Origin of the sequence: Streptosporangium roseum DSM 43021 (genome assembly GCF_000024865.1) — a bacterium.
In the GTDB taxonomy this organism is placed as follows: Bacteria; Actinomycetota; Actinomycetes; order Streptosporangiales; family Streptosporangiaceae; genus Streptosporangium; species Streptosporangium roseum.
In genome coordinates, this window is record NC_013595.1 from 7,772,152 (window position 1) to 7,785,053 (window position 12,902).

The 12,902-nt window shown below is 71.6% G+C and carries 13 protein-coding genes; 11 read left to right on the top strand and 2 right to left on the bottom strand.

Annotated features, from left to right (window positions below):
• The first annotated feature begins 63 nt into the window (after positions 1-63).
• The gene (locus SROS_RS50185; RefSeq protein WP_012893477.1) at positions 64-1,050 is read left to right on the top strand and encodes a LysR family transcriptional regulator; all 987 of its coding nucleotides are present in this window, start codon (positions 64-66) and stop codon (positions 1,048-1,050) included.
• A 163-nt stretch (positions 1,051-1,213) separates the two neighbouring features.
• Here the strand turns inward: SROS_RS50185 and SROS_RS33985 are convergent, their stop codons facing one another.
• Positions 1,214-1,915: a helix-turn-helix transcriptional regulator gene (locus SROS_RS33985; protein ID WP_012893478.1), complete on the bottom strand. Its 702-nt coding sequence runs from the start codon at positions 1,913-1,915 to the stop codon at positions 1,214-1,216.
• 190 nt (positions 1,916-2,105) lie between these two features.
• On the opposite strand from SROS_RS33985, the gene SROS_RS33990 reads away from it, so the two are divergent.
• The 9 genes from SROS_RS33990 (at position 2,106) to SROS_RS34030 (ending at position 10,636) form a co-directional block, all read left to right on the top strand.
• Positions 2,106-2,465 carry a hypothetical protein gene (locus SROS_RS33990; protein ID WP_052317098.1) on the top strand — a complete coding sequence of 120 codons (360 nt, stop codon included), beginning with the start codon at positions 2,106-2,108 and terminating at the stop codon, positions 2,463-2,465.
• A gap of 10 nt (positions 2,466-2,475) precedes the next feature.
• Positions 2,476-3,636 carry a glutathionylspermidine synthase family protein gene (locus SROS_RS33995; protein WP_012893480.1) on the top strand — a complete coding sequence of 387 codons (1,161 nt, stop codon included), beginning with the start codon at positions 2,476-2,478 and terminating at the stop codon, positions 3,634-3,636.
• 15 nt (positions 3,637-3,651) lie between these two features.
• On the top strand, positions 3,652-4,131 hold the full coding sequence (locus SROS_RS34000; protein ID WP_012893481.1) for a DUF350 domain-containing protein: 480 nt from the start codon (positions 3,652-3,654) through the stop codon (positions 4,129-4,131).
• Between the two features lie 291 nt (positions 4,132-4,422).
• The gene (locus tag SROS_RS34005; protein WP_052317218.1) at positions 4,423-5,532 is read left to right on the top strand and encodes a PucR family transcriptional regulator; all 1,110 of its coding nucleotides are present in this window, start codon (positions 4,423-4,425) and stop codon (positions 5,530-5,532) included.
• A gap of 116 nt (positions 5,533-5,648) precedes the next feature.
• Entirely contained in the window at positions 5,649-6,554 is a 906-nt protein-coding gene (locus SROS_RS34010) for an ACP S-malonyltransferase (protein WP_012893483.1), read from the top strand.
• Between the two features lie 74 nt (positions 6,555-6,628).
• On the top strand, positions 6,629-7,585 hold the full coding sequence (locus SROS_RS34015; protein WP_012893484.1) for a beta-ketoacyl-ACP synthase III: 957 nt from the start codon (positions 6,629-6,631) through the stop codon (positions 7,583-7,585).
• Positions 7,586-7,676: 91 nt separating this feature from the next.
• The gene (locus SROS_RS34020; protein ID WP_012893485.1) at positions 7,677-7,916 is read left to right on the top strand and encodes an acyl carrier protein; all 240 of its coding nucleotides are present in this window, start codon (positions 7,677-7,679) and stop codon (positions 7,914-7,916) included.
• Positions 7,917-7,968: 52 nt separating this feature from the next.
• Positions 7,969-9,201 (top strand): beta-ketoacyl-ACP synthase II, encoded by a 1,233-nt coding sequence (fabF, locus tag SROS_RS34025; RefSeq protein ID WP_012893486.1) that lies wholly within the window; start codon positions 7,969-7,971, stop codon positions 9,199-9,201.
• 13 nt (positions 9,202-9,214) lie between these two features.
• Entirely contained in the window at positions 9,215-10,636 is a 1,422-nt protein-coding gene (locus tag SROS_RS34030; RefSeq protein WP_012893487.1) for an acyl-CoA carboxylase subunit beta, read from the top strand.
• A gap of 506 nt (positions 10,637-11,142) precedes the next feature.
• Here the strand turns inward: SROS_RS34030 and SROS_RS34035 are convergent.
• On the bottom strand, positions 11,143-11,637 hold the full coding sequence (locus SROS_RS34035; RefSeq protein WP_012893488.1) for a DUF3145 domain-containing protein: 495 nt from the start codon (positions 11,635-11,637) through the stop codon (positions 11,143-11,145).
• A 205-nt stretch (positions 11,638-11,842) separates the two neighbouring features.
• On the opposite strand from SROS_RS34035, the gene SROS_RS34040 reads away from it, so the two are divergent.
• Entirely contained in the window at positions 11,843-12,895 is a 1,053-nt protein-coding gene (locus SROS_RS34040; protein ID WP_012893489.1) for a S8 family peptidase, read from the top strand.
• Positions 12,896-12,902 lie beyond the last annotated feature (7 nt).

Below are 12,902 nucleotides of genomic sequence, written 5' to 3' on the forward strand. Positions count from 1 at the left end.
CGGCGGCGTCCAACAACAACTCGCCTTCTTGACAAGCAGCGCTTGTCACTGCAGCTTGTTGGGGTGGATCTCGACCTCCGCCAGCTCCAGGCCTTCGTCACGACCTCCGAGGAGCTGCACTTCGGCCGGGCCGCGAGCCGGCTGTTCCTCACCCAGCAGGCCCTGTCCCACCGCATCCGGCGGCTGGAGGCCACCCTGGGCGGACCGCTGTTCGTGCGCGGCCATCACGTCGTCGAGCTGACCGACCTCGGGCGGCGGCTGCTGCCCCTCTCGCGGCAGGCCCTGGCCGTCGCCGACGAGATAGTGGCCGCGGCGCAGCTCGGCCGGCAACCCCTGCGGCTCGACACCTTCCGCCCGATCGCCGCCTCCGCCCTGCTGCGCAGGCTGATCACGGATCTGGGTGACCTGCCGCTGGAGCTGAGCACCCGGCACAGCCTGGGCACCGCCCTGTCGGCCCTGCAGCGCGCCGAGATCGACGTGGCCTTCGGGAGGGTGCACGGTCTCCCCCATCCCTGGCCCGACGACCTGGCCCACCGGCTCCTGCGGCTCGAACCCCTCCACGCGTTGATGTCGGAGCGCCACCCGCTGGCGACACGGCCCACGCTGCGCCCGGCCGACCTGCGTCCCCAGGGGATCTGGACGCCCGCCCTCGCGGGCGCCACCGAGCTGGACGGCTACCTGCGCGCGCTCGGCGACCATTTCCGGATCCCCCTGGCCATCGGCCCGGCGGTCGCCACCCTCGACCAGGTGGTGGCGCAGATCCACGCACACCCCGATCGCGTGTGGCTGATCGACGCCGACGTCCAGACCGCCCATATCCCGGCCACGGCGCTGATCCCGCTGGTCGACCCCACCCCGCTCTACCCGTGGTCGCTGGTCTGGCGGCACGACAACCGCCACCCGCTCCTGCCCCGGCTGCTGCGCACCGCCGCCGCGACGGCCCGGCGGGAGGGATGGCTGCGCTACGAGCCCGCCCGGCACTGGCTCCCGGCCGAGGACCGGGCCGCCGCCACCGGCGCCGCCCCGATCGACCGGGACGGCGCCGGCTGACCGTCGTGGATCTTTCCTCGTCATCCGGGCCCCACCGGCCGACCACCGCGGACCTCACGAGCAAGATCCGCCGGGCGGGCGGAAGCCCTGCCGGGCCGGTGGCCGCCGATCCGGGTCACCGTACGGTCGCCGCCCGCGCCCCGGCGGCCCCGTACCGGTGCTCTCAGCCGAGGTCGGGGTTGCCCGCGAGCATGTGGGGGATCTGCGAGGCGAAGCGCTCCGGCGGGTGCTCGGGTGAGACCTCCTCCGTCTCCTCCGCCCAGCCGATGCGGTCGAGCCGGAAGACCCGGGCGTCCTGCCGGAGCCGGCACATGCCCACGAGATACCAGTGGCCGCCGCGGCCGCCCACGAAGATCGCCGGCTCCACCTCGCGCCTGGTGATCCGGCCCTTCCGGTCCTCGTATTCGATCCGCAGCACCCTGCGGTGGAGCAGCGCCTGCTCGATCACGCGCGACGCACGGGGGTACGGCTCCGGCTCGACGGCCGTGTGCACCCGGGAGACCGGCTCCCCGGCCCCGGCGTCCGTGGCGGGCGACATCGCGGCGGCCAGCTTGCGCAGGGCACTGCGGGCGTGGATGCCGAAGGGATGGTCCCCCGCGCGTTCGAGCGCCACCGCGACCGCCACCGCCTCGTCCGAGGTGAAGGTGAGCGGGGGCGGGGGCACGCTCCTGCCGAGGGCGTAGCTCCCGCGCCCGCCGGGCTCGGCGTGGACGGGCACCCCCGCCTGCTGGAGCGCGGAGACGTCGCGCTCGACCGTGCGGACGCTGACCTCGAACCCGGCGGCCAGCTCACGCGCCGACCGGAACCGGGGCGAGACCGCGCTGAGCTCCTCGACCAGAGCGTAAAGCCGATCGGTACGGTTCACACTTGTGACGTTACGCGGTGATACCGACAGTCTCCGTGAGCACCGATCCCTTTACCGTAGTTGAACAGACAAAACAGCATCGATAGCCTGTGGCGACACATCTCATTGGAGTTCGATGGCTGCAGGACCGAACCACCCACTGTCAGCAGGACAGCCCCCTTCGCGTACGCCCGCCCCCAAGTCCTCGGGTGTGAAGGCGTCCACGGTCATCACACTGACCGGGATCGGCGTCGTCTCCCTGCTCCTCATCGGCTACTGCTCCGCCCAGGACGACGACTACGAAGAGGTCGGCGCCGACTGCGTGGACGTCAACAGCCTCGAGCCGGACGGGTCCTACACCGTCGTGGACGAGGACTACTGCGACGACGACACCCACTACTACGGCTCCCGCGGCGCCTACAGCTGGTACTACGGAGGTGTGCGGACCGGAGCGCGGATCACGCAGGGCACCACCGTGCGCCCCTCGGACGTCAGGATCACGAGCCGCAACGGCACCGTGATCCAGCGTGGCGGCTTCGGCGGCCGCAGCGGCTGGGGCAGCGGGAGCTGAGCCCGGACAGATGAGACGCGAAACCTCGCTCCCCCGGGACGGCTGGGAGAGCATCATCGAGGGCCACGGCCTGGCCTACCACCGTTCCGCCCACCCCGACGGCCTCGACCGCCCCTACTGGGACGAGAGCGTGCAGTACGTCTTCTCCATGGACGAGGTCCTCGACCTGGAGAACCAGGTCGAGGAGCTGCACCGGATGTGCCTGCACGCGGTGGAGCACGTCGTCGCGCACGGCCGCTACGCCGACTTCGCCATCCCCGAATGGGTGGCCCCGGAGATCGCCCGCTCCTGGGAGCGGAGCGACCCCCACCTGTTCGGCCGGTTCGACCTGCGCTACGACGGGACCGGCCCCGCCAAGCTGCTGGAGTACAACGCCGACACTCCGACCAGCCTGCTGGAGAGCTCGGTCGTGCAGTGGTTCTGGCTGCGCGACCGCTACCCGGACGACGACCAGTGGAACTCCATCCACGAACGGCTGATCGACCGGTGGCAGCAGATAGCGGCCGGGCTGCCCACCGGCCCGGCGCACTTCGCCTGGACCAACATGGACGAGACCGGCGAGGAGGCGATGACCCTCGCCTACCTCCAGGAGACCGCCGACCAGGCGGGGCTGAAGACGATCGCCGTAGCCATGGAGGACATCGGCTGGGACAGCCTCAACCTGCGGTTCGTCGACATGGAGCGCCGGGTGATCCGCTCGCTGTGCAAGCTGTACCCGTGGGAGTGGGCGGTCGCCGACCCGTTCGGCGCCCGCGCGGTGCGCCAGCAGGTCTCGATGACCTGGATCGAACCGCTGTGGAAGATGCTGCTGTCCAACAAGGCGCTGCTCGCGGTGCTCTGGGAGCTGTATCCCGGCCACCCGAACCTGCTGCCGGCCTACCTCGACGGCCCCCGCGACATGCCTTCCCACATCGCCAAGCCCCTGCTCGGCCGGGAGGGCGCGAACATGCGGATCGTCACCCCTGGCGACCGCGTCGAGACCCCCGGCGGCTACGGCGCCGAAGGTCACGTCTACCAGGAGTTCCAGCCGCTGCCCGTCTTCGACGGCTGGCGTCCCGTGCTCGGCGCCTGGATCATCCACGACGAGGCGGCCGGGGTCGGCATCCGTGAGACCTCAGGGTTCATCACCGACGACACGTCGTCCTTCGTCCCGCACCGCATCGAACTCTGAACCCTGGAGAACCACATGAGCCCCACCCCCCTGCCCGTCCCGAGCTCGATCAGCGTCGAGACGATCTCGCTGGCCGAGACCCTCGGGCGCGGCGCGCTCGCCATCGTCTCCTACGCCGCGCTCGGCGTGATCCTGCTGATCATCGGCTTCTACGTGATCGACATGGCCATCCCCGGCAAGCTCAGCCACCTGATCAAGTCCGACCGCAACCCCAACGCCACCCTGCTCACCGCCTCCGGCCTGGCCGCCGTCGGGCTCATCGTCGCGGCCTCCATCTGGTCCTCGGGCGGAGCCCTGCACGAGGGCCTGCTCGCGACCGCGGTCTTCGGCCTGGTGGGCATCGCCGTGCAGACGGTGGCGATGATCGCATTCGACAAGATCGCCGGGATGTCGGTCCGCGACCTGGTCAGCGAGCCCGACCTCCAGCCCGGTGCCCGCCTGCTGGCGGTCACCCACCTGGTCATCGGCCTGATCACCGCCGTCGCCGTCATCTGAGCGGAGGGCTCCCGGCGCCCCGCCGTGCGCGAACCGTACAGAACTTCCGGCGCCCCGCCGTGCGCGAACCGTACAGAACGGGAGCCCGCGCGCTGTCCGGCGCAGCGGCTGGCGCATCTCATGCGACCTGGCACTCTTAGTGACGTGAGGGAGCGGAACGAGCGAGGCAGCAGACACAGCGACGTCGTGGTCGAGCCCGGCGGGAAAGACTCCGGCAGGAAGGAGCCCGCCAGGAGGGAGCCCGACCCCGACCGGGTCAGGGAGGACACCACGCGCAGGCTGGAGCGGGCCATGGGCACGCTGGGCACGGCCGCCATGGCGAGGATGGACGACCGGCTGATGTGGTTCCGGGCCCTGTCCGCCGAGGACAGGTCCTGGGTCGGGCTGGTGGCCCAGGCGGGGATCGCCGCGTTCGTGGAGTGGTTCCAGCACGCCGGGGAGGGCCGTCCGACCCCCAGCATCGAGTTCTTCGGCACCGCCCCCCGCGAGCTCAAGCGCTCCATCTCGCTGCAGCAGACCGTGGACATCGTGCGGATCGTGGTCGAGGTGGTCGAGGCGCAGACCGGGGACCTGGCCGCGCCCGGCGGGGAGGACCAGCTCCAGCAGGCGATGCTCCGCTACACCCGCGACGTCGCGTTCGCCGCCGCCCAGGTCTACGCGCGGGAGGCCGAGGCGCGGGGCGCCTGGGACGCGCGGCTGGAGGCGCTGATCGTGGACGCGCTGGTCCGGGGCGAGGTCGACGACGGCCTGCACTCGTGGGCCGCGGCGCTCGGCTGGATCTCCTCCCCCGTCGTCGTGCTGGCCGGGCAGACGCCTGACGACGACCCTCAGGCGGTGATCGACGGGCTGCGCGACCGGGGCCGCAGGTCCGGGCTGGACATGCTGGCGGGAGTCCAGGGCGACCGGCTGATCGTGATCGTGGGCGGCGCCGACAGTGTCAGCGCCGCGGCCAGGCACGTGGTGCCGCGCTTCGGTCCGGGGCCGATCGTGATCGGGCCCGAGGTGAACGACCTGCACGCGGCCGCGCGCTCGGCGCGGGCCGCGATCGCCGGCCTGCGGGCCGCCGGCGGCTGGCCGGACGCGCCCCGGCCGGTCCACGCCGAGGACCTGCTGGCCGAGCGGGCGATCGACGGCGACGCCGACGCCAGGGGCCAGCTCGTGGAGAACGTCTACCTTCCGCTGGTGGGCACGCCGCTTCTCGACACGCTCGCGACCTACCTCGAACAGGGCACGTCCCTGGAGGCCACGGCCCGGCTGCTCTTCGTGCATCCGAACACGGTGCGCTACCGTCTTCGTAAGATCACCGAGCTGACCGGATACCAGCCCACGGAGGGACGCTCCGCCTTCACCCTGCAGGTGGGGCTCATCCTCGGCCGCCTGTCCGAAACAATCGGGACCTGAGGTCCTTACGTAACCTCAACGAAACCCCCGCTGTAGGCTTCCTACAAAAAGGTGTGGATAAAGTTCGTTCGTATCCTTATCCGGGTAGCAGACTCCTACAGGGCAGGCTGGATTTCGTGCTCGTTATCGTCGCTCCGGGCCAAGGCGCCCAGACCCCAGGCTTCCTCGCCCCATGGCTCGAAATACCGGGCCTGGCGGACCGCCTGTCCGCGTGGTCCGACCTGGTCGGCCTCGATCTGGTCGCCTACGGGACCACCGCCGGCGCGGACGAGATCCGTGACACCGCGGTCGCCCAGCCACTGCTCGTGGCCGCCGGGCTGGCCGTGGCGGAGGTCCTCGGGGCCTCCCCCTCCATCGTCGCCGGGCACAGCGTCGGAGAGCTGACCGCCGCGGTCCTCGCCGGAGTCCTCACCCCCGAGCAGGCCCTGACCCTCGTCCGCGAGCGCGGCCAGGCCATGGCCAAGGCCGCCGCGGTCACCGAGACGGGCATGGTCGCCGTCCTCGGCGGCGCCGAGGACGAGGTGCTGGCGGCCATCGCCGGGCACGGCCTCACCCCGGCCAACATCAACGGCGCCGGGCAGATCGTGGCCGGCGGCACGCTGGCACAGCTGGAGGCCTTCAGGGCCGAGCCGCCCGCGCGGGCCCGGCTGATCCCGCTCTCGGTGGCCGGCGCCTTCCACACGGTGCACATGGCCCCCGCGGTCGACCAGCTGCGCAAGGCCGCCGCCGGCATCACGCCCGGCGACCCGTCCACCACCCTGCTGTCCAACGCGGACGGCGCGGCGGTCACCAGCGGCGCCGAGTTCGTGGAGCGCCTGATCAACCAGGTGGCCAACCCGGTCCGCTGGGACTCCTGCATGGCCACGATGGCCGACCGGGGCGTCACCGCGATGATCGAGCTGGTCCCCGGCGGCACCCTCACCGGCCTGGCCAAGCGCGCCCTGCGCGGGGTGGCCACCGTCGCCCTGAAGACCCCCGACGACCTGGACGCGGCCCGCGGGGTTCTCAGTGGATCGGCGTGAAGCCGGCGCGGTGAGCGCGGTGGTCCACGAGGCACGAGTGGCCTCCGCAGCTAACGAGGAGTGGTGAGCGACGGATGAAGATCATGAATGGCGCTCCTGGCGCGAAGATCCTGGCCTTCGGCCACTACCAGCCGTCCAAGGTGGTCACCAACGCCGATCTGTCGGCGACCATGGAGACCAACGACGAGTGGATCCAGAGCCGTGTCGGCATCAAGGAGCGCCGGATCGCCCCCGAGGGCGAGTCCGAGATCGACCTGGCCGTTCAGGCGGGCGGCAAGGCCCTCGCCGCGAGCGGGCTGGCGGTCACCGACATCGACCTGGTGATCGTCGCCACCTGCACGCTGGAGACGCAGATCCCCAACGCGGCAGGCCGGGTGGCCAACCGCCTCGGCATCGACGCCCCCGGCGCGTTCGACGTGAACACCGCCTGCTCCGGCTTCTGCTACGCGCTGGCCGTCGCCAACGACGCGGTCCGCGCGGGCTCGGCCACCAACGTGCTGGTCATCGGCACCGAGAAGCTCTCCCAGTGGATCGACTGGACCGACCGAGCCACCGCGGTGATCTTCGCGGACGGCGCGGGCGCCGCGGTCGTCGGCCCGTCCGACACCCCCCGCATCGGCCCGGTGGTCTGGGGCAGCGCCGGCGACAAGTCCGACGCGATCATCATCAAGGACCGCGACTCCTTCCTGCACCAGGAAGGCCAGACCGTGTTCCGCTGGGCCACCACCGCGCTTCACCCGGTGGCCAAGGAGATCTGCGAGCGTGCCGGAGTGGACCCCGCCGACCTGGCGGCCTTCGTCCCCCACCAGGCCAACCTGCGCATCATCGAGGCCATCGCACGCAAGCTCGGCGCCGACAACGCCGTCATCGCCAAGGACATCGTGCTGGCGGGCAACACCTCCGCGGCCTCGATCCCGCTGGCACTGTCCCGGATGATCGAGCGCGGCGAGGTCCGGTCGGGCGACCTCGCCCTGCTGCTGGGCTTCGGCGCCGGCCTGACCTACGCCGGTCAGGTCATCGAGATCCCCTGAGACCCGTACGGCTCCGGCCGCGCGACACAAAGCTTGTACGGCTCCGGCCGTGCAGAACAAGAAAAAACCCAATCCAAGGAGAACAAGCGACATGGCTCTGACCGAGCAGGAGATCCTCGCTGGTATCGGCAAGATCATCAACGAGATCACCGGCATCCCGGCCTCCGAGGTCAGCCCGGAGAAGAACTTCGTGGACGACCTCGACATCGACTCGCTGTCCATGGTCGAGATCGCCGTCGCCGCCCAGGACGAGTTCGGCGTCGAGATCCCGGACGAGCAGCTCAAGCACCTGAAGACCGTCAAGGACGTCATCAACTTCATCCAGAACTGAGACGTCTGAAGATTTCCCGGATTTGACCCGCGATTCACAAGGAGCGCAGAACGTGAGTACAGACCAGGTACGTGTCGTCGTCACCGGGCTCGGCGCGACCACGCCCCTCGGTGGGGACGTCGCCTCGACCTGGTCGGCGCTTCTCGCCGGTCAGTCCGGGGTCCGCAACCTCACCGAGGACTGGGTCGACTCGGTCCCGGTGAAGTTCGCCGCCGTGGCCGCCGTGGACCCGACCGAGGTGCTGCCCCGGCCGGAGGCACGGCGGCTTGACCGGGCCGAGCAGTTCGCGCTGGTCGCGGCCCGCGAGGCCTGGGCGCACGCCGCGATCGACAAGGTCGATCCGGAGCGCCTCGGTGTGGTCGTGGGCAGCGGCATCGGCGGCATCACCACGATCCTCGCCGCCTACGACACCTTCAAGGAGAAGGGCTGGCAGCGGCTCTCGCCGTACACCGTCCCGATGCTGATGCCGAACGGCGCGGCGGGCTGGATCGGCATCGAGGTCGGCGCCCGCGCCGGCGTGCACGCCACCGTGAGCGCCTGCGCCACCGGCGCCGAGTCGATCGGCTACGCCATCGAGATGATCCGTTCCGGGCGCGCCGACGTGGTCGTGGCCGGTGGCACCGAGGCGGCCATCCATCCTCTGAACATCGGCTCCTTCGCCGCCATGCGCGCGATGTCCACCCGCAACGACGCGCCCGAGCTGGCCTCCCGCCCGTGGGACAAGGACCGTGACGGCTTCGTCCTCGGCGAGGGCGCCGGCATCGTCGTGCTGGAGTCCGAGGAGCACGCCCTCGCTCGCGGCGCCAAGATCTACGCGGTGGCCGCGGGTGTCGGCTACTCCGCCGACGCCCACCACATCGCCCAGCCCGAACCGACCGGCGCCGGGGTCATGCTGGCCATGCGCCGCGTCCTGGAGAACTCCGGCCTCACCGGCCAGGACATCAAGCACGTGAACGCGCACTCCACCTCCACCCCCGCGGGTGACGTGGTGGAGACCATCGCGATCAGGGAGGTCATCGGCGACCACCCGCTGGTCAGCGGCACCAAGTCGATGACCGGCCACCTGCTCGGCGGCGCCGGCGGCATCGAGTCCGTCTTCACCGTCCTGGCGCTGCACGAGCGGATCGCACCCGGCACCATCAACGTGGACAACCTCGACGACGGCATCGAGGTGGACATCGTGCGCGGTGCGCCGCGCAAGCTGCCCGAGGGCCAGATCGCCGCGATCAACAACTCCTTCGGGTTCGGCGGACACGACGTCGCCGTCGCCTTCACGAGCATCTGACAAGGAGCTGGTGATGACCGTGCTCGGCAACAGGGTGGTGACCGACACCTCCGACAAGGAGGTTGACGATCCTCGTGATCCCCAGGTGCGCCTCACGGCCTTCCTCGACGAGGGCTCGATCCGGCTGATCTCCCCTGTGGACCGCAGCGGCGTGCTCGCCGCGACGGGCCGCGTGGAGGGCGTGCCGGTGGTGGTGTTCGTCAGCGACGCCCGTGTCCAGGGCGGCGCGATGGGCAGCGAAGGTTGCGAGCACATCGTCCACGCCTACGACGTCGCGGTCCGCGAGCGGGTCCCGGTCATCGGCGTCTGGCACTCGGGCGGCGCCCGCCTGGCCGAGGGCGTCGAGTCACTGCACGCGGTCGGCCGCGTCTTCGCCGCGATGACCCGCGCCTCCGGCGTCGTGCCGCAGCTGTCCGTGGTGGTCGGCCCCGCGGCCGGCGGCGCCGCGTACGGCCCGGCGCTGACCGACATCGTGATCCTGGCCGACGAGGGCCGCATCTTCGTCACCGGCCCCGACGTGGTCCGCAGCGTGACCGGCGAGCAGATCGACATGGCCGCGCTCGGCGGCCCCGAGCCGCACAGCAAGCGCAGCGGCGTCGTGCACATCGTCACCAAGAACGAGACCGAGGCCTACGCCCAGGCCCGCCGCCTGGCGGTGCTCCTGGGCCACCAGGGCCGGGTCCGCGGCGACATCGAGGAGGTGGACTTCTCCGGCCTGCTGCCGGAGAACGTCCGCCGCGCCTACGACGTCAAGCCGCTGGTCAAGGGCCTGCTCGATGAGCCGGGCGTCGAGCTGCACCCCAAGTGGGCGCCCAACATCGTCACCACGCTGGGCCGTCTCGGGGGCCGGACCATCGGCGTGATCGCCAACAACCCCATGCGCCTGGGCGGCTGCCTGGACTCCGCCTCCGCCGAGAAGGCCGCCCGGTTTGTCCGGATGTGCGATGCCTTCGGGGTGCCGTTGGTCGTCCTGGTGGACGTTCCCGGCTACCTCCCCGGCGTCGGTCAGGAGCACGACGGCGTGGTCCGCCGCGGCGCCAAGCTCCTGCACGCCTTCGCCGAGGCCTCCGTGCCGCGGATCACGCTGGTGACCCGCAAGGCGTACGGCGGCGCCTACATCGCGATGAACTCCCGTTCGCTGGGCGCCACCCGGGTCTTCGGCTGGCCGACCACCCAGATCGCGGTCATGGGGGCGGTCGCCGCGGTCCGCATCCTCAAGCGCCGCGAGCTCGCGGCGGCACCGGACGAGGAGCGCGCGGCCCTGGAGGCCAAGCTCGCCGAGGAGCACGAGATCCTCGCCGGCGGCCTCGACCGGGCCATCGAGCTCGGCGTGGTGGACGAGGTCATCAAGCCCGAGGAGACCCGCGGCGCCATCGCCAGGATCCTGGCCCAGGCCACCCCGGCCCGCGGCGCCCACGGGAACATCCCGCTCTGACCCGCTTCAGCGACGCCCCCGCCGGCCTCCCGCCGGCGGGGGCGTCGTGCTTTCCCGGGCGCGGACCGTCTCCCCGGGCGCGGCACACGGGCGTGCCCCCCTCAGAGCACGGGTGTCCGCCTGCCTCAGGGGACGGGAGAAGCCCTACCGGAGCCGCTCCGAGGCGCCCGGAGCGCTTACTCGGGCCCCCAAAACTCGGGCCCTCAAAAGGGATGAAAGACCCGAGGGCCGGGAACCACCAGGAGGGGTGAATCCTCGGGAGGGATGTTCCTCCCGAGCCGGACGGACCATCGGGCGACCCCTCGGGCATCCGAACGCGCGGACGAGGCGCCGTCAGAGCCAGACCCGGGACAGGACCGCGCCGCAAGGGTGCGGGCAGACCCGAGGCGACAGAGCCGGGGTCAGGACGGCGCCGCAGGGGTGCGGGCAGACCCGAGGCGACAGAGCCGGGACGCTCATCCTCCTTCCGTGCTCGGAGGTCTTCGTACCCGGAGGGGACCGCCGGGTCAGACCGCGGCGTGCAGCCAGCGGACCGGGGCGCCCTCCCCCGCGTAGCGGAACGACTCAAGCTCCGCATCCCACTGCTTGCCGAGCAGGCGGTCCAGCTCCTCCTCCAGCACCACGCGGCCCTGACGCGCCATCAACATGGCGGAGCGCAGCCGGTCCTCGGGCACCAGGATGTCACCCGAGGCCCCGATCACCGCCGTGAAGGCGCCAAGGGACGGGGTGTAGGCATGACGGGACCCGTCGGAACCAGGCGAGGCGTCCTCGGTGATCTCGAAGCGGATACGCTGCCAGCCCATCAACGACGAGGTGATGGCAGCCGCGGTCCCGACACGGGCCTCCCACTCGGCCTGTGCGCGCACGTGGCCGGGCGCGGCAGGCTGCGGAGTCCAGGTCAGGTCTACGGGTACGCCAAGGACACCCGCGACCGCCCATTCGATATGAGGGCACAGCGCAGGCTGAGCTGAGTGGACGTAAAGCACGCCACGAGCAGACACCGGACCTCCCGTTTCGTACGAGGTGCGCCTTCCCCAACGGCCTCGTCCCAGGATGATCACAAGTGACTGAAGGAGAGACTACCGTCGGTTGTGACGCCGCACCAGAGGGGGGTCATACCGAGATGTTGTGCCGCGGGCGCCCGGCTCGGGGCATCCTCGGAGGGGAGAAGACGCAGCGACCTGGTGATCAACCCCGGAGGGCCGGATGGACGCCGACATCATACGGGTGGAACCCGTGCCCGGAGCACCCGCGCTGATCAGGCCGGGGCAGCTGCTGACCGACGCCTCGGGGATGGCCGCCGTCTCCCGGTGGACCACCGCCGTGGCCGAGGTCGACGGGATCTTCCGCATACGGCTCTCGCCCGGTGTGGACGTCTGCGACCTGGTGACGGCGGTGCGCGGCAGGGGCCACCCCGCCTCCCCCAACCACGTCCTGGTGGGCCAGCCGCTCTTCTTCGGCGGCCCGGCCTCCCGCCCCTTTCCGGCCGACCCTCTCCCCCCGCCCGAGGCGGCCGGAGACGCGGTGACCGTGGCCGTGGCCGACACCGGCCTGACCGCGCACCCCTGGTGGCGGAGTCATCCCTGGTTCCTGGAGCAGCGGCGCGAGGCCGCCGAGCTGCCCGACGCGGACGGCGACGGCGAGCTGGACGCCCAGGCCGGGCACGGCACGTTCGTCGCCGGGCTGGTGCTGCGCTCGGCTCCCGGCGCGCGGGTGCGCCCGCTGCGGGTGCTGGACAGCCACGGCATCGGAGACGAGGCGGGTCTGCTGCGGGCCCTGACCCGGCTGCGGAACGACCCGCCCCAGGTGCTCAACCTCTCCTTCGGCGGCCACACCTTCGACGATCACTCCTCACCGCTGGTGGAGACCGCCCTGGCCGGGCTGAGCGCCACCGCCGTGGTCGCCTGCGCGGGCAACACGGCCTCGGACCGCCCGTTCTGGCCCGCGGCGCTGCCCGGGGTGATCGCCGTTGGCGCGCTGGACGCGGCCGAGGAGGCCAGGGCCCCCTTCTCCGCGCACGGCCCGTGGGTGGACGCCTGCGCCCGGGGCGAGTGGCTGACCAGTTCCTTCCTCGAACACGGAGCCTTCCGGGGCTACGCGCGCTGGAGCGGGACCTCCTTCGCCGCGGCCGTGGTCAGCGGGGTGATCGCGGCGGCGGCCCGGGGCCGGACCCCGCGGGAGGCCGCGGCGCACGTCCTCGATCCGCTGCGGACCCGCCAAATCCCGGATCTGGGTGTTGCGGTGCCCATGCCGAGGTAAAGTCTCA